Consider the following 25202-nt stretch of genomic DNA (forward strand, 5'->3'; position numbering starts at 1 on the left):
CATGGATAAAATACTATTTTCAGGAGAATATACTCTTTTTTTATTTTTAATTTTGATTATTGCTTTAGTTTTAGTTGCTAGGTTGATATTAAACTATATTTTTAAATGTGATTGTAAAAGTGGAACTAAGAAAGAGTATAAAAGTAATACAGAAAATATAATGTATAATGCAATACAAAATAGAGAGTTTGAGATGTATCTTCAACAAAAATATGATTTGCAAAATGAATGTATAGTAGGTGCAGAATGTTTAGTTAGATGGAATACAAAATCTAATGGAACTATTAGTCCTAATAACTTTATTCATATATTTGAAAAGAATGGTTTTATAGTAAATTTAGATATTTATATGTTTGAAGAAGTATGTAAAATTATTAATAGATGGGAAAATAATAATTATAAAGTAATTCCATTATCAGTTAACATATCTAGATTTACTTTAAGTCAAGGAGACTATTTTATGGAAAGGGTAAAAAAATTAATAGAGGCTTATAACATTAATACAAATCTAATTGAAATTGAAATAACAGAAAGCGCTATGTTAGAGGATTCCAATGATATAATTAATGTATTAAATGATATAAGAAATCTAGGTATCAAAATATCCTTAGATGACTTTGGAGCAGGATATTCATCATTAAATATTTTAAAAAGCTTACCTCTAGATGCAATAAAATTAGATAAACTTTTTTTAGATAAAAAAACTATATCATCTAAGGGAAGTGTAGTATTAAAAAATATTATAAAACTTGCAAAGGAATTAAATCTAGGAATTATTGCTGAAGGTGTGGAATTTAGAGAGCAAGCAATGTTTTTGAAAAGTATAGGATGTACAATTGTACAAGGATATTTATACGGAAAGCCTGTTAAACTTAGTGAGTTTGAAAAAAATCAATTTATTTCTAATAGTTAATGATAGTCAGTTATCTATTTGGAATAGATTCTGTTCATATTATATATTATTAATAATTTAATCTAAGTAGAAAAGAACAGGATGAATAATAAAAAAAGTGTATTTTTATAATGATGAGGGATGTCGTAGACATCTCTTATTTTATTATGCGAGAATGCAAACCTTATTTTTATTAGATTATAATGCAAATGTATGTTTAATATTAATTATATGTTTAATATTAATTAGAAGATAAAAATTTGTAAGAGTTATTTTAACTTATATGATAAATTATAAAATTAGATAGGCAAATAAATTAAGGAAAGTGGTTAACTGTTCTATAATACAGTAAAAATATTCTAGGGAACATATTTAAGAAAACTTTTAAATTAAATTGCTATATGATATCATAGACTAAAAGTTAGGATATAAATTGATATGAAATTAAGAGAGACGTGAATAAAAATTTAAGTTAAAGATAGAATCTTGATTTACATATCAAATAGAAAGTAAAAAACAGATTTTTATATAAAAAGCGCATATATAAATTTATGTAGTGATAGAGAATTATAAGGGGGAAGGTTAATGAATAACAAAGGAATAGTTTTTTTTGATGTAGATGGAACTTTAATAGATTGGACAAAGGGTATATATGCTCCAACAAAAAATACAAAGGAAGCTATAAATAAGTTAAAAGAAAATGGCTATTTAACTGTTTTGGCAACAGGAAGGCCTAAAAATTCTATTACTAATGAAATAGAAGATTTAGGTTTAAATGGATATATAGCTTCTAATGGGGCTTATGCAGAAATTGAAAGTAAAGTAATATTTAATGAATGTATTGATAATAAAAAGCTTAAAGATGTATTAAACTTTCTTGAAGAAAATAATATAGTGTATATTTTAGAAGGACAAGAAAGAAATTATGTTTTAGATATAGATAATGAAAAAGTTATAGATCTTGTAACTAGAGCAAATCTAGGTATTGAGAACTTTACAGAAGATTGGGATAAAGAAACTGTAAAAACAAGTAAAATAATATCTATAGGACAAGATGAAAATTCTTATAAATTAGTTTGTGATAAATTTAAAGGCGAAGGTCTGGCATTTATGGCAAACCAATTTGGTAACACTTTTGAAATATATGTATCTAAATATACAAAGGGCTGTGGAGTTGAACATTTATTAGAAAAGCTTGGAATAGATAGAGAAAATGCTTATGCTTTTGGAGATGGTGAAAATGATATAGAAATGTTCCAAGTTGTAAAGCATGGTATAGCTATGGGCGGATATCATAAAGGGTTAGAGGAACATGCATTTGATTTTACAGAAGATGTTGAAAATGAAGGTATAGAAAAGGGATTAAAAAAATTAGAATTAATATAAATAGTATTTGTATTATATAAAGTAAATTAAATAAGATTAATTAAATAAGACTAACTAAATAAAATTAATTAAATAAGGCGAATTAAATAGCTATTAAAATTAAATTAAATACTATTTAGCTTTAGATTAGTATAGAAGAAATTTTATATATAAGTAGTGATAGTATATAAATTGGAGGGATTTTATGAGACTTGCAATAATTGGTTTAGGGGAAATAGCTAAAAAAGCTTATTTACCTATTTTAACAGTAAAAGAAGGTGTGGAGCTTTTTATTTCAACTAGAAATAAAACTGTATTAGATGAAATATCAAATAAGTATAATATAGACAGAGCATATAATAACATTGAAGATTTAATAAAAGAAGATATAGATGCAGCAATAATTTCAACACATGCAGATGGACATTATGAAATAGCTAGAAAGCTTATAAAAAAAGGCGTTAATGTATATATAGACAAGCCACTTAGCTTCAATATTGAAGAAAGCAAAGAAATAGAAAGCTTAGCAAAAGAACATAATGTTATTGCTATGGTTGGATTTAATAGAATATTTTGCCCAAAGGTTAAAGAACTTAAATCCAAAGGAAAAGCAGACATAATTGTAATGCAAAAAAATAGAGCATATCCACCAGGCGATACAAGAAGATTTATTATGGAAGACTTTATACATGTTGTTGATACATTAAGATTTTTAATGGATGAAGAAGTTAAAGATATCGATATAAATTATCTAAAAGATGGAAATGATCTTCATAATGTAGTAGTAACATTAAAAAGCAATAATACAACTGCAGTGGGAATAATGAATAGAACTGCAGGTATTACAGAAGAAAATATTGAATACATGGTAAAGGGAAATAAATATATTGTTGAAGATTTAGTTGATATTATAGAAGTAAATAATAATGGTAGAACAAAGACTAGTTTTGGCGGTTGGGACCAAACATTATACAAAAGGGGATTTGAAGATATAATAAATCACTTTATAGAATCTGTAAAAAATAAATCAATACCAAATCCATCAATAAGTGATTCAATAAAGACGCATGAAATTTGCGAGAATATAGTAAATTATATAACTTGTGATAATAAATAAGGATAAGTTATTAATTTTAAATTATATAGTTTAATTAAGTAATTTTAATATTTAAAACATAAAAATGCTAGAGTAAATAGAATGATAAAAATATCTATTTATTCTAGCATCTTTTTTGTTTCAAATTTTTTTCTTAAAGAATACAAGCTTAAAATAGATATAGTTATATTATGCAATAAAAGGAGTATATGTAGAGAAGTATTTATATTAAGTTACTTAATATCCTTAATTAGATTAGACACAGATTAAGCTAAATTTTAACTTAATAGCTTTATAGTAAAAAGTTCAATAAATACCAAATATTCTGAAAGTGGTTTGACAATCTGACAACTTAATGTTACTATAAGGTTGTTACTGGAATTAGGAGGTAATTTATGATTGAATTTAGAAATGTTAAAAAAAGCTACAAAAATAACATTATATTAGAAGATTTTAATTTAAATATAGAGGATGGAAACTTAGCTGTTTTAATAGGATCAAGTGGTTGTGGTAAAACTACTTTATTAAAAATGATAAATAGATTAATAGAATCTACTTCAGGAGAAATATTAGTTAATGGCAAAAATATAAAAGAAATGGATCCAATAGAGCTTAGAAGAAGTATAGGATATGTAATTCAGCAAACAGGTTTATTCCCACACATGACAGTAAAGGAAAATATAGAAATAATACCTAAGCTTATGGGAAAAAGTGAAGATGAAATAAATAAAAAGACAATAGATTTATTAAATATGGTTGGATTAGAGCCGGAAAAGTATAGTGATAGATATCCAGTAGAGCTAAGTGGTGGACAACAACAAAGAGTTGGAGTTGCAAGAGCTTTTGCAGCTGATGCTGAAATAATATTAATGGACGAGCCTTTTAGTGCATTGGACCCAATAACGAGAACAGAGCTTCAAGAAGAGTTATTTAATATTCAAAAAGAATATAAAAAGACTATAGTTTTCGTAACTCATGATATGGATGAAGCTATAAACTTAGCAGATAAAATATGTATTTTAAAAGATGGTAAGATACTTCAATATGATACTCCAGAAAATATTTTAAAAAACCCAGCAGGAGAATATGTTGAAGAATTTGTTGGTAAAAATAAAATTTGGACTAAACCAGAAATGATTAAAGCAGAAGATGTTATGATATCAAAACCAGTAACAGTTGGTCCAAAGAGAAACTTGCTTCAAGCAAGAGAAATAATGAGAGAAAAGAAAGTAGATAGCTTACTTGTTATAAATAGATTAGGAACATTATTAGGATATGTTACATTGGAAGATATTCAAAAGATATCAGAAAAAAATAAATTAGTTGAAGAAGCTATGAATAAAGAACCTAAGTGGGTTTCAGGAGATACTAGCCTACCAGAATTATTAGAAGTATTTAATAATTTAAAGAAAGGATACTTACCAGTTTGTGATGAAACTTCTAGATTACTAGGATTAGTAACAAGAAGTAGTTTAATATCAGTTTTAAGTAGTCAGTACATCGAGATGGGAGGCGATAATTAATGAGTACTTTTATGGAACAATTAATGACAAAGAAATCGGAAATTCTATCTCTTTTATTAGAACACATACAACTTACAGTAGTGGCAGTTCTAATAGCAGTAGTGATTGGTGTACCTTTAGGTATATTTATAACTAAGAATAAAAAAATAGCTAACTTTGTAATTGGATTTGCGAACTTAACTCAAGCTATACCAAGTTTAGCTATATTAGGATTCTTGATACCAGTTATAGGTATAGGATCGGCACCAGCTATAACAATGGTAGTGTTATATTCTATGTTACCTATAATAAAAAATACTTATACAGGAATAACAAATATAAATCCAGATATGCTAGAAGCCGCAAAGGGATTAGGAATGACTAGCGGACAAACTCTTAAGCTTATAAAAATCCCTCTAGCAATGCCCGTTATGATGGCAGGTATAAGAATGGCAGCAGTTACAGCAGTTGGACTTATGACAATAGCAGCCTTTGTAGGGGCAGGTGGTCTTGGATATTTAGTATTCTCAGGTATTCAAACAGTAGATAATAACCTTATACTATTTGGTGCAATTCCAGCAGCTATATTAGCTTTAGTTATAGACTGGATAACAGGAAAAATAGAAGCAGCTACAATGCCAAATGGAATTAAAAAATCAGATGGAACTATGAAGGTTAAAAGAAATAATTCTAATAAAAATAAGAAGAGAAATATAATTATAGCATCAGCTTTAGTAATAGTTATTATAGGAGGAGCACTTGCTTCAACTATATTATCAAAAAATGATAATAAGATAACTATTGGGTCTAAAAACTTTACAGAGCAAATTATATTAGGAAACATGTTAGAAGAGTTTATAGAAAATAAAACAGATATTGATGTAGAAACAAAATTGAATTTGGGGGGAACTCAAGTAGCATTTAGTGCATTAAGATCTGCTGGAATAGATATGTATGTTGAATATACAGGCACAGGATATGTAAATATACTAAATATTAAAGAGCCTAATTCAAATACTGACGAAGTTTATAATGTAATGAAAGATAGATTTAAAGAAGATTATGGGATTGAGGTACTAAATCCAATGGGGTTCAATAATACTTATGCAATGGCAGTAAGTAAAGAAACAGCAGAAAAATACAATTTAAAAAATACATCAGATTTAGCAAAGATATCAGGAGATTTAATTGCAGGACCTACAATAGAGTTTGCTAACAGAGAAGATGGATTGCTAGGACTTAACAAAGCGTATAATATAAACTTTAAAGTTGTTAATCCTATAGATGGTGGTTTAAGATATACAGCTTTAAACAGTAATGAAACTCAAGTTATTGATGCATTTACAACAGATGGATTAATAGAGCAGTTCAATTTAACTGTTTTAGAAGATGATAAGAGCTTCTTCCCTCCATATTATGCAGTTCCTATTATAAAAGAAGAAACTTTAGAAAAATTCCCAGAGCTAAGAGAAGTTCTAAGTGAATTAGATGGAAAGCTAACTGATGAAAAGATGAGAAAATTAAACTATGAAGTAGATGTAAATAAGAGAGATGCAAAAACAGTTGCAAGTGAATTCTTAAAATCAGAAGGACTGATAGAGTAATTGATAATGGACAATGGATAATGCATAATTGAGGAGATAACTCAGACAAGCAGGTAGAATTAGATAATTGAGAATGAACAATGCATAAATTATGATATAATTCATATAGCTGAATTGTAACATGTTATAAGTTAATTTAGTGAATACAGTAGATATATTTGTGAAAGAATAAATATATTTACTGTCTTTTTATAAAAAGTGAATAAAATTCATGTTTCATAATTATTACTAATTACAAAACATGAATATTCCCTCCAATATACATTGAAATTTATGTCGATTGTTGATATAATTAAAATCTATTTTGAAAAATATTTACTTTTTATATAGAAGTTTTTTGGAGGGTTTGCAATGCCAAAGAGAATTGCCATTTTAGGTGGGCCAAGATGTGGAAAAACTACATTAATACAACAACTTTATGTAGATATGAAGATTAGAGATTTAAATGTAGGAGTAGCAACAGAGTATAGTACAGATTACCTAAGAGATAAAGGTATGATAGAAAACATAGCTGAGCAATATGGAATTTATTTAGGACAACTTCATTTAGAAGAAAGTTTAAATGATTTTGATTATGCATTAACAGATTATGCTACCTTTGTACCATACATATATGCTAGATTTATGCTAGGTGATAAAAAAAGAACAACAAAAGAAATTGAAATATTAAAAGATCTTTATGTGTTAGCTTTAAGAGATTTACCAAAGTATGATCACATATTCTTTGTACCAAGAGAATTTGGTTATTCAAAAGACGGAGTAAGATGGCAGGACGAAGAAGTAGCACAAGCTGTGGACAAGGCTATATTAAGTTTCTTAGAAGCAGAAAATGTTAGATATACAGAAATAACAGGATCAACAAAAGAAAGAGCAGAAAAAATATTAGATATCGTAGGAGTGTCTCAAGAGATAAATCTAGATATGGCTAAGTAAAATAAAAGTGTCTACGAAAATTGATTTAAAAGTCATTTTCGTAGGCATTCCATTTTTTAATGATGTTTCATTTAAAAGCAAATTTAATTAATATAAGCAAGAATAATATACATAAGACAAAATGATACTACTAATAGTTCTATTAGATACTACAAAATTTATTATTAAGCTATATTAATTGAAATATTTAGAAAGTATCAACATAAAAATAAAATTTATTAACTGAAAATTGTGGATAAAAAAATATTATTTGTTGATAATTTTCAGATTTTTTTAAATTAATAAAAAATAAAATATAATAAGACTTTAAATTAATAAAAAATATAATAAGACTTTCAGAGGCTACTTAATAGGTAGGCTTTTTTTATTTCTTAAAATCATCAGACTATTAAAATGAAATTTATGTATTCAACCTTCTTTAGGTGCTGGGAATAGATATGTAGGTGAAAATAATCTTCTATTTTTAATAGATAGAAGAAATACATAAATTTATTAGCTATGTATATCAGTTCTTTTTCGCTACACTAGAAGAGTTAGAAATTTAGACCATTTGTGCAGGATAAAGAATGAAAAAATAATGCTGGATTTATAATCAGTATAAGCTCTTTTTTACTATTGAAAAAGTTAAATAAACATTTATAAAATAAATATTTATACAATAAACATTAAACAGGTATGCAATAAACATTTGATTTAGAAATAGTACAATTGTTGAGGAAAAATACTTATGCTAATATAAAAATATGAGAAATATAAAAATATGAGAAATATAAAAATATGAGAAATTATTAGTAGATTGTGTTAGTTTGTTATCCTAATATAATCTACCATATTGCAAATATTAATGAGAGGTGTTTTTATGACTAAACTATATTTAACAAGACATGGAGAAACAGAATGGAATGAAAAAGGAATAATGCAAGGGTGGGGAGATTCTCCTTTAACAGAGCTTGGAATTAAGCAAGCTGAATGGCTTAGAGATAGAATGAAGGATACACATATAGATGTTATTTATGCAAGTCCAATAGGAAGAGCTTATAATACGGCTAAAATAGTAAAAGGAGATAGAAACATACCTCTTAAAGCTAATGATGGTTTAAAAGAAATTAGAATAGGTGGATGGGAAGGCCTAAATCAAGAAGAAATGAAAAGCCTAAGTGAAGAAAACTACTATAACTTTTGGAATGTTCCATCAAAATATATTCCAACAGGAGATGGAGAAAACTTTTATGAAGTTAAAGAAAGAGCTTTCAAAGCAATTAATGAAATATTAGAAAAAGAAAAAGGAAAAAATATTTTAATCGTAACTCATACTATCACTTTAAAGTCATATTTATGTGAGCTAGAAAAAAGAGATATAGACACTTTATGGGATCCACCGTTTATAAAGCAGACAAGCCTTACAGAAATAAACTTTACAGAAGATGGTTATGAAATGCCATTAGTTGCTTGCATGAAACATCATGAATATGCAAAGAAAGAATTTAACGAATTTAAATAAATCGTGAAATAATTATTAAGATAACTAGATATGCTTATTACACAGTCTATTTATCTTCTTAAATTATATTTATAATTTATATTAATAGTGAAATAGTGAAATAGTGAAATAGTGAAAAGTTAATGTATATCTGATTTAGATAAGATTCAGTAGAGAGGCTTTAACTTTTCACTATTTTATTTTTCAGAATATTCGAGGTCTGTTTTAAGAAATTGTTGTTAATGGTATTAGCATAACTTTAAGTATAATTAATTATATCCAATTGGTTACTGTTAAATTTCAGAGACATGTCTCATATGGCTTTAAGTATAATTAATTATATTTAAATGTATTGATAGGAGTAAGAACTATTTAGAAAAATGTAACTAAATAATTTCACCAACAATCTTTTAAAACAGAAACATATAGTATGAAAATATAATTACCAACAATCTTTTAAAACAGAGTATTATGTAATGAAAATATAGGAAACAACGATGTTTAAAAATAGAATAAGATAAAAATTATAGATGATTAAAAACTTAAATATAGTGATATACTTAACTTAATAATTGGAATAATATATAATAAAATATAATATATGTGATGATTTTAAGGTTAAGGGTGAGACTATGAAATTGTTAAAGAATTTAAAGATTAATAAAATAGATAACTTAATTTCACTATCTGTATTTGGGAGTTATGGTACAAAGTATTGGAGAAGTGGCGATAGTGATATAGATATATTTGTACTAATGGCAACACGAGAAGATATTATGGATGAAATTGATCTAGAAGAAATGCTTTTACCAGTGTTAAAGGATTACTTTAGTTATGAAGATATACATTTAACATTTTTAAGTATAAGTGATTATGATAGTAGGTTAGCAAGACAATACTTAGATAGTAAAGATAAACTGATTATAGATGAAATTAAAGAAATTGATTTTAGATTATATGTAAATAAATACTTAAGAGAAAATGAGTGGATTATAAGAAAAACTAGAGAAGATAATAAAATATTGGAGGATATAAATGGTAGCAGCATATTATAAATATAAAAAGGAGAGTATTAATTTAAAGTTTAATAGTGCAAAAGATACACTTAAATTAATGCAAGGAGCTATAAAAGAATATAAGTCATCAAATTCAATTTACTTAAGAAGATCAATAATTGGATATTTTCAAGATTTTACTGAGTATATAATAGATATGTCAGAAACATATTTAGTTATAACAGGTAATTATGTTGATGGATATTCAGGTTTAGAATTAATTAAAAGATCTAATTTATATGGGTTTATAGATGAAAACTTAACAAAATTTTTAGTTTCTGCTGTAATATTGAGAAATAGATATACACATGATTATTATAAGAGAGAAAGAGTAGAAAATGATATATTAAATTATGCAATCTCAAAGATGGAGTTATTAGAGATATTTCTACAATTAACTGAAGAAAAAATTAGACTTGATGCTAAAAATATAAAATGATAATAATTATAACGATTTTTTGACTAATTTAGGAGAGGTTAAAAATGAGTGATTTAAAATATGAATTTCTACCAGAAGTAAATTCAGAAAAAATTTTAGAGAATGAAAGTAGTAATTTTACTGAAATAATAGGTGATTCACCATGTCCTTGCTGTGGTTGTATTGCAATTCCAAATAAAGGTGATGCTAAAATAGCAATAAATTATATTTTATTGCTATTTTTAAATTTTAACTCAGCTTTCCTGAGCTATTTCAATAACTTTTTCCATCTTTCACCTTTAACTTTTTATTCTAATGAACTTCCTTCATTTTTCTAAAAGCCAGTGGAGTTTTTCCATGGACTTTTTTAAACATTTTTACAAAGTTTCCACAATAATTGTATCCTATCATTTTAGAGATTTCTTCAATACTTAAATCCGTTGTAGATAGTAAGTTTTCTGCAATAGTCATTCTAATTGAATTAGTGTACTGGCTAATGGACATATGATATTTTGCTGAAAATCCTGCCTTTAATTTTTGTTCATTTAGAAATACCATCTTACTTAAGCTTTTTATAGTAGGTGGATTACAAGCTTCCATTGTTAAAATCTCATAAGCTTTTTGTATTGCATTAGCATCTGAAGCTGTTAATGCAACTTTTCTATTTTTACCAATCATTATATCCCCATAATTTAATTGATTTGTAAAAGTATTTTCAGGTGAAGAATGAACTTCCTTTGATATTAATGCAACAGCTTCTAAAAGCTTGCTTTCTAAATATATTGGAGTTAATTCATCAGCTTGAGCTAAGTTTCTTAACTGCTGAATTATGGTTGCAATTTCAAGAGGAAGATATCTATATGTATAATTAAAATCAAAATTATTAAAATCAATTATGTTAGAAAAATTAGGTTTAAGAACTTCATCAAAATATTTTTTGTAAATAGTTATTTCTGCTCCATGAAAATGTTGACCTTTTTTCCAAACCTGAGTTCCTTTTAAATTCTTCTCTACAACAAAAAAAGAAGATGGAGTAAATGATGAAACAGGGTTATTTTCTATCTTAAATTTTGTTACTCCTGTATAAACAGTCCCAAATCGCATTATCTCATCTTCATGATCAAAAGAAAGTGAAAAATCTTGAGCAATAGTATAATCACCAATTCCGAAGTCATAATATCCTTCACGACTATATTTAATAAAATATCCAAGTTCAGGGTTGTCCTCATTTTTGTATATAATGTAATTCCCAATAGGGTATGAAGAAAAGGTCATATTACTTAGCACTATTTTTTGAAATTCATGAGTAGATCTTGATATCATTTGTTTTTTCATCCCCCTTAGTTAGATTTATAAAGTAAGAAATAAATAATTTTTTCATAAAACTTTTTCATTAGGTAATAATATAAATAAATTTTAAAGCAAATTATTTTATGAAAAGTTAATAATCAAAAGTGAAAAAGTTTAGGAAGTTTTACTTCTTAAAACTAAAAAAAGAATTCATAACTATTATAGCAGAAAAACTGATTATTTTTATATAAAAATTATTCTATTAGATGATAAAATTATTAAATTAGTTGCAGGTGTTGAATTGAGAATGAATCTCATATACAATTGGCAATGTAATAAAGATAATAAATAAGATTAATTAATCAAAGAAAATAAAAAGTCTAATTATAAGCAAACTAAAAATATTAATAAAAAAATAATTTAAGAAGACTAATGAAAAAATAATTAAAAAGATAACTAAAAAGAAGTAAAAAAACAATAATAAGATTAAAAAAGAAATTAATAATAAGATTAATTAAGTTATTATAAGATAATGATTTAATTAATCTTAGAAAATATGGAGGTAAGTTATGAAGAAGAATTTATTAAAAACATTAGTAGTTTCTTGTGTTACTGCATTTATGCTTGTAGGATGCGGAAATGGTGCTACAGCTGAAAATAAGTCAGAAGATAAAAAAGTAACAGTAACAGATGTTAGAGGAGACGTTGAAATTCCAGCAGAACCTCAAAGAATAGTAGATTTAAGCGGAAACAGTGATATTTTATCAATATTAGGATATAAGGTAATAGGAACTGCAAATAGTGATGCTTATGATTACACTAAGTTCCCTTCATATTTAGAAGAAACATTAAAGGGGGCTGAAATCTTAGGATATAGCATGCAAGATACAATGGATGTTGAAGCTATAATGAACTTAAATCCAGATTTAATAGTTATATCAACAGTTCAAGAAAAAATGTATGATCAATTAAGTGAAATTGCTCCAACAGTTATGATTCAATTAGAAGCATTAAACTGGAAAGATGATGTTAAGGCATTTGCAAAGGTATTTAATAAAGAAGCAGAAGCAAATAAGTGGCTTGTAGATTATGAAGCAAAGGCTAAGGAAGCAGGCGATAAGATTAAAGCAGAATATGGCGAAGATACATCATATCTTTCATTCTTAGCTAGTGGTGGACAGTTCTTCATATTTGATGGTGCAGGATTTGGTAGCGTATTATATGAAGATATGGGACTTAAGAAACCAGAAGGCATGCCAGCACAAAGCGATATAAGCTTACCAGTTGTTACATACGAAGGTTTAGCAGCAATAAAATCAGATTATATATTCTTAATAGCAACAAAAGAAGATTTAGCTCAATTAGAAAGCAATGCTATTTGGAACAACCTACCAGCAGTTAAAGCGGGTAAAGTAGTAGTGTTAGATTCATCACCATACTTTAACCAAGGTTATAGCTCAATAGGTAGAGAATTATTAGTAGATGAAATAGGTGAAATGTTAAATGAAACAAAATAAGAGACATACAGTAATTTTTACAATAATTAGTATGTTACTCTTAGTAATAGGACTGGTTCTAGCTGTAAGGTTAGGATCCGTCCATATTTCCTTTTCAGACATTTGGGATAGTATCTTTAATTATAGTGAAACATTAGAACTTATGTTAGTTAGAGATGTAAGAATTCCAAGAGCATTATCAGTATTATTTACAGGGGGAATATTAGGGGTAACAGGTGCAATGATACAAGGGGTTACTAGAAATCCTATAGCAGAACCATCAATATTAGGTGTAAGCCAAGGAGCAACTTTAGTAATAGCAATTTTCTATGCACTAGGAATAACAATAAGTACAAGAAATGTTATGATAGCATCTTTTATTGGAGCACTTATAACAGGTCTTATAGTTTTAGCTTTTATATCAAAAAAAGCAAATAATAATTCAATTGCAAAGATACTTTTAGCAGGAACAGCCTTAAGCACATTCTTCATTTCATTAACAACAATAGTTGGACTTTTATCTAATCAATCACAAATGATAGGATTTTGGGTATCTGGAGGATTTAGAAATGCAGGATGGGCAGATTTTAAATTAGTATTCTTTGTTGGAGTTATAGGACTTATTATAGCAATTTTATTATCATCAAAGATAAATATTTTAAATCTTGGAGATGATGTTGCAATTGGACTTGGTGAAAATCCAGAAAAAATAAGATTTGCAACACTTATGGTTATGATACCAATGTGTGCAGCAGCAGTTGCAGTAGGAAAAAACATAGCCTTTGTTGGCCTTATAGTTCCTCAAATAGTTAGAAAAATACTAGGAGAGGATTATAGAAAAAACATACCATGCTCATTTTTAGTTGGTGCAGTACTTTTAACATATGCAGATATAGCAGCAAGAATGCTTTTAGATCCTTATGAAACTCCAATTGGAGTATTTACAGCACTTATAGGAATACCATTTTTCATATCATTAGTTAGAAAGGAGAGAGGATAATGAAGAAAAAAAGATTTAAACTAGTTTTAGTAATTTTAATAGCATTATTACTTGTCTCCTTTTTAATTACATTGTGCTGGGGTACATATAAGGTAACTCCAATAGAAGTAATAAATACGCTACTTGGTAATGGAACAAAACTTCAAAATACAGCAGTTTTAACTTTAAGACTTCCAAGAATGCTTGTTGGTATATTTGTTGCCATAGGATTATCAACAGCAGGATGTATACTTCAAACAATAACTAAAAATGATTTAGCTGATACTGGAATAATAGGAATAAATGCAGGAGCTGCAGTTGCCGCAGTAATATTTATTTCATTTAAAACAGCAAATTACTATAGTGAACTTGGATCACTTTCTATATTTGTACTTCCATTTATGGCTATAGTTGGAGCGGCAATATCAGCAATTTTACTATATATGCTATCTAGCAAAAATGGAATAAAGCCAAATAGACTTCTTTTAATTGGTATAGGAATGAATGTAGCACTTAATGCGTTTATAACTTTTGTTACATTTAGAGGTGGAGCTGGAGATTATAACAGAGTATTAGTTTGGACATCAGGGAGTTTATGGGGCTCAAGCTGGAGTTATGCAAAAGTGATAATTCCAATAATAACAGTGTTATTTATAATAGTTTTATTAAATTATAAAAAGTTAGATGTTTTAAATCTTTCTGATGAGCTATCAATATCACTTGGATTAAACATAGAAAAGGAAAGAAAGAAATTTTTAACTTATGTAGTTATATTAGCAGGAACTGCAACAGCATTTGCAGGAAACATTGGCTTCTTAGGTCTTGTTTCACCTCATATTGCAAGAAAGTTAGTTGGACCATATCATAAAAACTTTATTGCAATATCAGCAATAATAAGTACAATAATAATTCTTGTTGCAGATGCAGTTTCAAGAAATCTATTTTCTCCAATTGAAATTCCAGTTGGGATTACAGTATCAATATTTGGAGTACCATATTTTATTTATTTAATGATGAAGGAGAAATAATTATGGAAGCTATTAGTGTAAAGAACTTAAGTGTTTCATATGAAAGCAATGTAATAATTGAAAATATGAACCTTTGTATACCAAAAAGGAAAATCAGTATTATAATTGGAGCAAATGGATGTGGAAAATCCACACTTCTAAAAACTATAGCAAGAATAAACAAGCCAAAGAACGGAGATATTTTTATAAATAATAAAAATATAAAGAAGGTAAAAGAAAAAGACATAGCAAGAGAAGTGGCATTTCTTCCTCAAGGGCCAGTGTGTCCAAGTGGTCTTACAGTAAGAGAACTTGTAGCATATGGAAGATTTCCACATCAAAAAATGATAGGTGGATTGAATTCGCATGATAAAGAAGTTATCGACTGGGCAATAGAAGAAACAGGACTTTCTGAGTTTGCAGATAGAGAAGTTGAAAACTTATCCGGTGGTCAAAGACAAAGAGCATGGATAGCTATGACTTTGGCTCAAGAAACAGAAATTATCATGCTAGATGAGCCAACTACATATTTAGATATGTCATATCAACTTGAGGTATTAGAAGTATTAGAAAAATTAAATAAAGAAAAGCAAATTACAGTAGTAATAGTTCTTCATGAGCTAAACAATGCTTGTAGATTTGCAGATAATATAATTGGTCTTAAAAAAGGAAAAGTAATTTGTGAAGGAAGACCAATAGACGTAATAACAAAAGAATCATTAAAAGAAATATATGGGGTAGAAGCACATCTTCAAGTTAGCGAAAATGGTGAATACCCAATATGTATGGAATACGAACTTCTGAGGGGTGACCATGAAAAATAAAAACTTTATAATAATAGTTATAGGACAAATTATATCTTTATTTGGTAATGCTATTCAAAGATTTAGTATGTCTCTATATCTACTAGAATTTACAGGTAGCACAGCTGCCTTTGCAAATATATTAGCAATATCAACAATACCATATATTCTTTTTGCACCCATTGCAGGAACGTTATCAGATCGTGTAAATAAGAAAAAGATAATGGTTTACTTAGATTTCTTCTGTTCAGCTTTAATTGGAGGATATGCATTAATACTACTTAATGGTAGAGACCATGAAGTAATAGTCGCTGTAGTAATGTTTATGCTATCAATTTGCTTTACATTATATGGACCAGCAGTTACAGCATCAATTCCTCAAATAGTTGAAGAAGATAAGTTAACAAGTGCTAATGGAGTAATAAACCAAGTTGGCTCAATAGTAAATTTTGCAGGACCAATACTTGCTGGTGTTTTATATGGAGTAGTTGGAATAAAAGCAATAGTTATAATAAATGCAATAAGCTTTTTTGTATCTGCAATAATGGAATTATTCTTAGATATCCCAGATGTAGTAGTAAGTGAAGAAGTAGAAATTAATGAAAAAGTAAAAGTAGATGAAGCTGTAGCAGAATCAAAACTAGGATTAAATGATGTAGTTACTTTAGAGAAAAATATAGTAACTACAGAATTAGCGACGACTATGTTAGATTCAAGAACTTCAGAATTAGAGGAAAGAGTAGCAGCATCCCTAAGATCCGAAGAAAATGAAGAAGTTACAGTTATATCTGAAAATGCAAAAGATATCATAAAAGGAAACAAAGAAGTGGTAACAGTTTCTGAAGTCATAAAAGAAAATAAAGAAGCAAAAATAAAATTTGAAAATATAAAAGAGAATTCCAATAAATCTAAAATACTATCAATGGAGTTTATAAAAAATTCCTTTATAGATATGGGTAAAACTTTTAAATATCTATCAAAAGAGAAAAAAGTTGTTCTTGGAATTATAGCTTCATATGCATTATGTAATATCTTTTTAGTTCCAGTATTAACAATACTAGCACCATATTTCATAAATATTTTCTTAGGCTTACCTTCAGAGATATATGGAATAGTAGAAGGAATATGCGTTTTAGGAATGATACTTGGAGGCTTCTGGATAAGTGTAAAACCAAATATGTTTAAAATGAGAAAGGTACACTATACATATTTCCCAATGGTTGCAGGTGTTATATTAATGTCAACTTTAGGTGGACTAAAAGCAAATAACTATACAATAGCGTTTTTATTTGCAATTGGTGGGCTTGAAATAATGATGTCACTTTCATTATCAAATGTGCTAACACTAACATTTATACAAAAAGAAGTTCCACTAGAAATGCTAGGAAGAGTTTCAGCCTTTTCAACAGCAATAGCAACAATAAGCGTAGCACCAGGGCAACTATTATATGGACAAATAATAGATACAGGAATGCCAATAGGAGTAATCTTACTTATAACAGCCATAGCAAATATTGCTCTTATTATGTTTGTTAAGTGGAACGTAAGAGAGGTAAACTAGTAAAACTATAATAAGCAAGTACTAGTAAAAATTAATAAGAAAAATAAATAGTAGTAAGATAATAATAGTAAAATAAATTATATAATTAATAAGGAAGCCAATGTTTGTATGAAAATATTGGCTTCCTTATTAATTATATGCAAATTTAAACTTATGTTATATGTAAAAGAAGAATCATAGTCTGTTTTAAAAACGTGTTGTTGGCATAATTATAAAGAGAAACACAAGAGAAGATAATATTATGTGAAATAATACTATTATGTTCTGTTTTAAAAGAATGTTGGTGGCATGGTTTATAAAAAGAAACAAGAAATAAAAGTATATTGTATGAAAAAAGACTATTGGCATCTGTTTTAAAAACGTGTTGGTGGTATAACTTCTAAAGAAAAATACAAGAGAATATGATAGTGTTAAAAAAATACTATCAGGGTCTGTTTTAAAAAAATGTGGGTGACATAATTTAAAGAGATAAATATTAAATAAGATTATGTCTATATTAATGGAAAAAAGTTTTATTGGGATTCATAAGCTCAGACAAATATTAAATAAAATTATATTGTATTATATTTCATTATATTATATTAGATGTAATCAGATTAGCAGAGACTGTTTGGAAAACATATATGATAAAATTTATTAAATAGGATAAATATATGAAATTGTTTGTAGCGATATTTATATTTTAAGGAATTAAATATTAAAGGAATTAGCTATTATATGTAGAAAAAATATATAAATAAATTTCAGCAATAAGATTTTAAAACAGGTTACAATGGAAATCTACCAACACGTTTTTAAAACAGAACATGATAGCATTTATTAGTGAATAGTGAAGAGGGAATAGCGAAGATGGAAAAAGTGAAAAGTTAGTCAAGTGTTAGAGAAAAGTTAATGAAAAAATCCCTAAGGGATTTTGGGAGTAGAAAGTGTCTTAAATTTATCTTTTTGTTTTGCATAGAAAGTGCCTTGAACTTATATAATTTAAGTTTTGACTAGCAAAACTTCCTCCACTTTTTAATTCTTTTGCTCTTAACATTTAACTTATAAATTGCTTTGCAATTTATATATAAAATTTTCATTTTAAATTATTAAACTTTAGGGTATAATGAATAACTAGAGAAACAGAGATAAAACTTAATTTAATTTTAAGGAGGAAGCTACTTTGGCAGATTATATAAATGAAATAGAAAAGAGAAGAACCTTTGCTATTATATCTCACCCAGATGCAGGTAAAACAACTTTAACAGAAAAGTTCTTGCTATATGGAGGAGCAATAAGGCTTGCAGGTTCAGTTAAGGCAAGAAAAGCTTCTACTCATGCAGTATCAGACTGGATGGAAATAGAAAAGCAAAGAGGGATTTCAGTTACTTCCTCAGTAATGCAATTTAACTATAAAGGACATTGTATAAACATATTAGATACACCAGGTCACCAAGACTTCTCAGAAGATACATATAGAACTCTTATGGCAGCAGATAGCGCTGTTATGGTAGTGGATGGAGCAAAAGGTATAGAAGATCAAACAAGGAAGTTATTCCATGTTGCATCTCTTAGAGAAATGCCTATATTTACATTTGTTAATAAGATGGATAGAGAAGCTAAAGATCCATTTGAATTATTAGAAGAAATAGAAAATGAACTTGGAATAAAGACATACCCTATGAACTGGCCAATAGGTTCTGGTAAGGATTTTAAAGGAGTTTATGAAAGAGATAACAACAGAATCATAGCATTCTCAGCAGGAAATCACGGTCAAAGTGCAGTAGATGCAGTTGAAGGTTCAGTTGATGATCCTAAATTTAGAGAAATATTAGGAGAAGCTCTACATGATAAGTTAATGGAAGATATAGAGCTTTTAGATATAGCTGGAGATGAGCTTGATTTAGAAAAAGTTAAATCAGGAGAATTAACACCTGTATTCTTTGGATCAGCTTTAACAAACTTTGGTGTTGAGCCATTCCTTGAGCATTTCTTAGAAATGACAACATCACCACTTCCAAGAAACTCAAGCATAGGAGAAATAGATCCATTTGATAATAACTTCTCTGCTTTTGTATTTAAGATTCAAGCAAATATGAATAAGGCTCATAGAGATAGAATTGCATTTATGAGAATTTGTTCTGGTAAATTTGAAAAAGGTGAAGATGTTTATCATATGCAAGGTGGCAAGAAGATTAAGCTTGCTCAACCACAACAATTTATGGCTCAAGATAGAGAAATAGTTGAAGAAGCATATGCAGGAGATATAATTGGGGTATTTGACCCAGGTATATTCTCAATAGGAGATACTTTATGTGCACCATCAAAGAAATTTAAATTTGAAGGGATTCCAACATTTGCTCCAGAACACTTTGCAAGAGTAAGACCAGTAGATACAATGAAGAGAAAACAATTCGTAAAAGGTGTTACTCAAATAGCTCAAGAAGGAGCAATACAAGTATTTAGAGAATTATTTATAGGAATGGAAGAAATAATAGTTGGAGTTGTTGGTGTGCTTCAATTTGAAGTTCTAGAATATAGATTAAAAAATGAATACAACGTTGATATCAAGATGGATAGACTTCCATTTAGATATGTAAGATGGATAGAAAACAAAGATGTCGATATGGAAAAACTAAACTTAACATCAGATACTAAGAAAGTTAAAGATTTTAAAGATAGAAATATCCTTATATTCCAAAATGACTGGGGTATTAGCTGGGCATTAGACCATAATAAAGGATTAGTATTATCTGGCGTTGGTAAGAGTGATGAATAATAAAAAAACGGGAATAGTAACTATTCCTGTTTTTTTATTTAATAATATATTTAATTTTTAGAGATATAAATAACAATCACTGAAGATAAGAGAGAATATGTAAATAACTTATATGGAGATGTATAAGATATATGAGCTATAATTATTAAAGAATAAGTTTGAATGAAAATTATAATTACTAAAAATATACAATTAATAAACTGATGATACACTTTTTTACTATATTAAACAAAAAAATGGGTATTTAAATATTACAATTACTCTATATAAGTTGAAAAATAGGAATAAAATTGTTATTCTATATTAGAAAGGGAGGTGGGAAGGTGTCATTTAAAAAAATTAAAAAATTAGTGGCGCAATTACTAATAGTAGCATTTATAGTTCCTAATATAAGTGCAAAAGCAATAACAAACAATCCAGGTTCAGCTATTGAAGAAAAAAGTACTGATGAAGTAACAAATTCAATAACAAGTAGTGTACAATCTTCTCAAGATAATGGGGGAGAAGAAGATCAAAAGAAGGAAACAGACAATGGAGAAGAGCTTTTAAATAATGAAAAAGATTCAACTAAAGATAATGAAGCTCAAAATAGTACTTCAAATGATTCTTCAGAAGAAAAAACTTCAACTGAGCAAATCAACACTGAAAGCACTACAAAAGTAGAGGAAAGTAAAGAAGATTCTGCTACATTAAATAATACAACTTCTATTAATAATGAAACTTCTATTAAAGAAGAAGTTAAAAAAGAAGAATCTACTAATACTTTAAAAGGTACTAAGTACACAAAAGTAAAAGAAGTAAATCCGAGTTTAAGAAGTTATTCTGTGATCTCTTCAGTAAGCTTAGAGAGAGAAGAATTTAAATTAAAACAAGAAGCTTTAGAGAACTTAGAAGTTTTACAACCAATGACAGATAAAAATTATGAGTTGACTATTGCCAACTCTGATGGAAGCTATGAGTTCGTTGAAGCCTATGATGAACTTGATGAAGCAGTTAGTGCAGCTAAAAGTCTTGACCCATCTACAAAAGAAAATCAAGATCCAGCAGTAATAAACTATTCTGGACAAGTTGTTTACTCAACAAATCAAATGGCAAGAGTAATAAAGTATAGTAATAATAGTGTGATTTCTGGAACAGTAAATATGCATACAGATTCTAGCTTACAAAATGCATTTACTTATGTTAATCCAGGATATATGGATGATGCACCAGTTTTAGATATGAGTGGTACATCAGCAAAGGTAATGATAAATGGATATGAAGGTTGGATAAATAACAATACAGCATCAGGTACATATGATATGAGAGTAGTGCCTTTAAGCCAAGCAAAAAATCCAAGCTATTATACCGTGAAAAATGGAGAATTAGTTCATTTTATTAGCTATGATTTAACTGGAGTTACAGGTTATGAAAAAATATTAGGTAAAGCTCCATTCTTTTTAAAAGAAGGTGTTAGATATTTAAGTTATGATGGAAAGTATTTTTATCAATACAATCATAATAGCGATACTGATATAGCAAACAAGTTAGATATCTTAATAAAGGATTATAGATCTGGGGTAAGATCTAATTCTGTTAATAGTGGAAGTCCATACTATATTTATTATTTAAATTTACCATTTAGAAGTCAAACTGTTTATTCTGCAGAGGAGCTAGATAGATATATAAATAATAATACACAACCGGGTTCTAAGCTTAGAGGATTAGGACAAGCATTTAAAGAAGCTGAAAATGTTTATGGTGTAAATGCATTATTAGCATTAGGAGTTTCTATTAATGAATCAGCTTATGGAATGTCAACAATTGCTCAAACTAAAAATAATCTTTTTGGTTTAAAAGCATATGATTCAGCTCCAGGAGAATCAGCAGATAACTTTGCAACTCCAAAAGATTCAGTAGTAGACTTTACAAAAAACTACATTTCAAGAGGGTATTCAGATCCAGCAGACTGGAGATATTTTGGAGGTTTCTTAGGAAATAAAAATAGAGGAACAAATGTAAAATACGCTTCAGATCCTTTCTGGGGAGAAAAAGCAACAAGCTTTGCTTATGAAATAGATAAGTATCTTTCAGGTGGAAATAGTAATTTAAAAGATACAAATTCTAAGCAAATTGGTGTTGCAACTTCAAATACCTCAGTTATTAAGAAAGATGGGACACTATTATATAATGTAACTAATGATACTAGTCAATATGGTGCTTATATAAATACACCATTTGTTGTATCAAACTTACAACAAGTAACTATAAATGGTAAAAGCTATTACGAAATACATCCAGAAAGAAATACTCCAATAGGAGTAGGGGGACCTGATAATAAATATCATGGAAGCTATAACTGGAACGATAGAGGATATATTTTAGCAAGTAATGTAAGTATGACAAATGAATACTTACCACCTATTGAAGTTAAATCTGGATTAAATAGATACTCAACAGCTGTAGAATTAAGTAAAAGCTCATTTACTTCAGCAGATACAATAGTTATTTCAAATGGTTATGCTATACCAGATGGATTAGCAGCTACACCAATTGCTTCATATTATAAAGGACCTTTATTATTAGTTGAAAAGAGTTCAATACCATCAGAAACTCAAAATGAAATAAAGAGACTTAAAGCTAAAAATGTAATAATAGTTGGTGGAACTGGAGTAGTAACTCCAGCTGTTGAAAGCCAATTACGTAACTTAGGAATTACAAAGATTACAAGATTAGGTGGTGTAAATAGATACGAAACAGCTCTTCAAGTAGCTAAATACATTGATCAAAATCTTTATGATGTAGAAAATTTAGTTATAGCAAATGGATATGGAGAAGCAGATGCTCTATCAATAGCACCAGTATCAGGTAGAGATAGGATGCCTATAGTATTAGTAGAACCAAATAGTATTCCAAGTAGTGTAAATAGCTGGTTAAAATCAGAAAACTTAAATACTGCATACTTAATAGGTGGAACTGGCGTATTAAGTAATAATGTGTTAAATCAAGTAAATTCAATGACTAAGAAAGATATTACTGGTAATAGATTAGGTGGAGCAAATAGATATGAAACAAATGCTAAAGTTATAGAAAGATTCTATGGAAATGTATTAAATAAGGTTTATGTTACAGAAGGATTAGAATTAGCAGATGCATTAACATCAGGTCCAGTTGCAGCAGTTAATGAATCACCAGTAGTAATAGCAGAAGCTCAACTAACTAGTACTCAAAAAACAGTATTAGATAAAAAGACAGCTAATAGCATTGTACAAGTTGGAGGGGTAGTTTCTAAGACTGTAATAAATAACCTTAGACAATTACTAGCTGTAGCTCAATAAAATGTAATAAATTATATTATTAAGAGTTATTAATCAAAAACTTTAATAATAACATAAAAAGCCTTACTATTTTACTGTTTAAATAGTAAGGTTTTTTATATATTTATTTAATAATGCAATTTAGATTAAAGAATAAAAATATAATTTAGAGTAAAGCATAAAAATAATGAAGATATAAGCCCTTATCTTTATTTAATATTATATTAATATAGTTTAATAGTAATAATAAGCAAATTTAACAAACTTGAACTTTAATATATATAAATATATAATTATAAATAAAGCTGATATACTTAAAAATAGTTGATAAAGGTATCCAATGTATGGGATATAGAATGAAAGGATTGAAAATAATGGATAATATAAAAAAGATACCGTTTTCTCCTCCAGATATAACTGAAGCAGAAATTAATGCAGTAGTAGAAGTTTTAAGATCAGGATGGATAACATCAGGACCAACCCTTGCTAAATTTGAAGAAGAATTAGCTAAGTATTGCGAAGTAAATAAAGCTGTAGCCTTAAATAGTGCAACAGCAGCAATGGAGCTTATATTAAAGGTTTTTGATATAAAGGAAGGAGACGAGATAATAACAACTCCTTACACATATACAGCAACAGCAAGTGTAGCAGTTCATAGAGGTATAAAACCTATATTTTGTGATGTAGCAAAGGATTCTTTCTTTATTGACTATGATAAAATGGGAGATTTAATAACAGAAAAAACAAAGGTTATAATGCCTGTTGATTTTGCAGGAGTACCTTGTGATTATGATAGAATAAAAGAAGTTTTAAAAGAAAAAAATAGAGAAGATATAATTATAATTGTAGATTCAGCTCATGCTTTTGGAGCAAAATATAAAGGTCAAAGAGTTGGAGCACAATGTGATTTCCATACATTCTCTTTCCATGCAGTTAAAAACTTTACAACTGCTGAAGGTGGAGCAATAACATATAACGATAATAACTTTAAAGGAAGAGAAAACTTATTCCAAGACTTTAAGTTTACTTCATTACATGGACAATCAAAAGATGCTTTATCTAAGATGAAGGCTGGAGCTTGGGAATACGATATAATTACAGATGGGTTTAAATGCAATATGACAGATATAAATGCAGCCATAGGTAGAGTTCAATTAACAAGATATGAAGATATGCTAAAGTATAGAAAAGAAATTTTTAATACTTATACAAGAATCTTAGAAAAAGAAGACTTTTCTATAATTCCAGTTACAGAATATGGTGAAGGTACAGAAAGTTCATATCATCTTTATCCATTAAGAATAAAAGGATTTAATGAAGAAAAGAGAAATATACTTATTCAAAGATTAGCAGAAAAGGGAATTTCAACGAATGTTCACTTTAAGCCATTACCAATGTTCACGCTTTATAAAAATCTAGGCTATAAAATAGAAGATTATCCAAATGCATATGCTCAATATGCAAATGAAATTTCTCTACCTGTTTATAGTACATTAGAATTAAGTGATGTAGAATATATTGCAAATGAATTAATTAAAGAAGTTAAAGACATAATGAACATGTAATTTTATAATATAAAAATAAAAAGCTAAGCTTTAAAATATAAAACAAATTTATATTTCAAAGTCTTAGCTTTTTGAATTTAGTATTTTCTATGATGAAACTTT

At 27.8% G+C, this 25202-nt stretch carries 19 protein-coding genes; 18 read left to right on the plus strand and 1 reads right to left on the minus strand.

Going from position 1 to position 25202, the window contains the following annotated elements; translation table 11 throughout:
• Position 1 precedes the first annotated feature (1 nt).
• The 10 genes from NSA50_RS06240 (at position 2) to NSA50_RS06285 (ending at position 10683) form a co-directional block, all read left to right on the plus strand.
• Entirely contained in the window at positions 2 to 913 is a 912-nt protein-coding gene (locus NSA50_RS06240; RefSeq protein WP_257443802.1) for an EAL domain-containing protein, read from the plus strand.
• A 564-nt stretch (positions 914 to 1477) separates the two neighbouring features.
• The gene (locus NSA50_RS06245) at positions 1478 to 2278 is read left to right on the plus strand and encodes an HAD family hydrolase (protein WP_257443806.1); all 801 of its coding nucleotides are present in this window, start codon (positions 1478 to 1480) and stop codon (positions 2276 to 2278) included.
• A gap of 184 nt (positions 2279 to 2462) precedes the next feature.
• Entirely contained in the window at positions 2463 to 3374 is a 912-nt protein-coding gene (locus NSA50_RS06250; protein ID WP_257443816.1) for a Gfo/Idh/MocA family protein, read from the plus strand.
• 374 nt (positions 3375 to 3748) lie between these two features.
• Complete coding sequence (locus NSA50_RS06255; RefSeq protein WP_257443817.1) at positions 3749 to 4876, plus strand: ABC transporter ATP-binding protein; 1128 nt, start codon at positions 3749 to 3751, stop codon at positions 4874 to 4876.
• Positions 4876 to 6459, plus strand: coding sequence for an ABC transporter permease/substrate-binding protein (locus NSA50_RS06260; protein WP_257443819.1), 1584 nt, complete (start codon positions 4876 to 4878; stop codon positions 6457 to 6459). The genes NSA50_RS06255 and NSA50_RS06260 overlap by 1 nt, the downstream gene beginning before the upstream one ends.
• A 351-nt stretch (positions 6460 to 6810) precedes the next feature.
• Positions 6811 to 7392 carry an AAA family ATPase gene (locus NSA50_RS06265; protein ID WP_195265484.1) on the plus strand — a complete coding sequence of 194 codons (582 nt, stop codon included), beginning with the start codon at positions 6811 to 6813 and terminating at the stop codon, positions 7390 to 7392.
• A gap of 859 nt (positions 7393 to 8251) precedes the next feature.
• Complete coding sequence (locus NSA50_RS06270) at positions 8252 to 8893, plus strand: histidine phosphatase family protein (RefSeq protein WP_195265482.1); 642 nt, start codon at positions 8252 to 8254, stop codon at positions 8891 to 8893.
• 611 nt (positions 8894 to 9504) lie between these two features.
• Entirely contained in the window at positions 9505 to 9927 is a 423-nt protein-coding gene (locus tag NSA50_RS06275) for a nucleotidyltransferase domain-containing protein (protein WP_195265480.1), read from the plus strand.
• Positions 9908 to 10366, plus strand: coding sequence for a hypothetical protein (locus NSA50_RS06280; protein ID WP_257443827.1), 459 nt, complete (start codon positions 9908 to 9910; stop codon positions 10364 to 10366). The genes NSA50_RS06275 and NSA50_RS06280 overlap by 20 nt, the downstream gene beginning before the upstream one ends.
• Positions 10367 to 10410: 44 nt before the next feature.
• Positions 10411 to 10683, plus strand: coding sequence for a hypothetical protein (locus NSA50_RS06285; RefSeq protein ID WP_257443830.1), 273 nt, complete (start codon positions 10411 to 10413; stop codon positions 10681 to 10683).
• On the opposite strand, the gene NSA50_RS06290 is transcribed toward NSA50_RS06285, so the two are convergent.
• Positions 10658 to 11668 (minus strand): helix-turn-helix domain-containing protein, encoded by a 1011-nt coding sequence (locus NSA50_RS06290; protein ID WP_257443863.1) that lies wholly within the window; start codon positions 11666 to 11668, stop codon positions 10658 to 10660. The genes NSA50_RS06285 and NSA50_RS06290 overlap by 26 nt on opposite strands.
• 536 nt (positions 11669 to 12204) lie before the next feature.
• Here NSA50_RS06290 and NSA50_RS06295 point away from each other — a divergent pair.
• From NSA50_RS06295 to NSA50_RS06330, 8 genes are all read left to right on the plus strand, one after another.
• The gene (locus NSA50_RS06295) at positions 12205 to 13152 is read left to right on the plus strand and encodes an iron-hydroxamate ABC transporter substrate-binding protein (RefSeq protein ID WP_257443833.1); all 948 of its coding nucleotides are present in this window, start codon (positions 12205 to 12207) and stop codon (positions 13150 to 13152) included.
• The gene (locus NSA50_RS06300; RefSeq protein ID WP_008680714.1) at positions 13139 to 14131 is read left to right on the plus strand and encodes a FecCD family ABC transporter permease; all 993 of its coding nucleotides are present in this window, start codon (positions 13139 to 13141) and stop codon (positions 14129 to 14131) included. The genes NSA50_RS06295 and NSA50_RS06300 overlap by 14 nt, the downstream gene beginning before the upstream one ends.
• Positions 14131 to 15138 carry a FecCD family ABC transporter permease gene (locus NSA50_RS06305; RefSeq protein WP_257443838.1) on the plus strand — a complete coding sequence of 336 codons (1008 nt, stop codon included), beginning with the start codon at positions 14131 to 14133 and terminating at the stop codon, positions 15136 to 15138. Before NSA50_RS06300 ends, NSA50_RS06305 begins: the two co-directional genes overlap by 1 nt.
• 2 nt (positions 15139 to 15140) lie before the next feature.
• A complete protein-coding gene (locus NSA50_RS06310; protein WP_257443840.1) occupies positions 15141 to 15941 on the plus strand; it encodes an ABC transporter ATP-binding protein in 801 nt (266 codons plus the stop codon).
• Positions 15931 to 17481, plus strand: a complete 1551-nt coding sequence (locus tag NSA50_RS06315) for an MFS transporter (protein WP_257443842.1) — start codon at positions 15931 to 15933, stop codon at positions 17479 to 17481. The genes NSA50_RS06310 and NSA50_RS06315 overlap by 11 nt, the downstream gene beginning before the upstream one ends.
• Before the next feature lie 1162 nt (positions 17482 to 18643).
• Entirely contained in the window at positions 18644 to 20239 is a 1596-nt protein-coding gene (locus NSA50_RS06320; RefSeq protein WP_195428993.1) for a peptide chain release factor 3, read from the plus strand.
• A 323-nt stretch (positions 20240 to 20562) separates the two neighbouring features.
• Positions 20563 to 23556: a cell wall-binding repeat-containing protein gene (locus NSA50_RS06325; RefSeq protein ID WP_257443845.1), complete on the plus strand. Its 2994-nt coding sequence runs from the start codon at positions 20563 to 20565 to the stop codon at positions 23554 to 23556.
• 362 nt (positions 23557 to 23918) lie between these two features.
• Positions 23919 to 25100, plus strand: a complete 1182-nt coding sequence (locus tag NSA50_RS06330; RefSeq protein ID WP_257443864.1) for a DegT/DnrJ/EryC1/StrS family aminotransferase — start codon at positions 23919 to 23921, stop codon at positions 25098 to 25100.
• Positions 25101 to 25202 lie beyond the last annotated feature (102 nt).

The organism is Clostridium mucosae (assembly GCF_024622765.1).
GTDB lineage: Bacteria > Bacillota > Clostridia > Clostridiales > Clostridiaceae > Clostridium.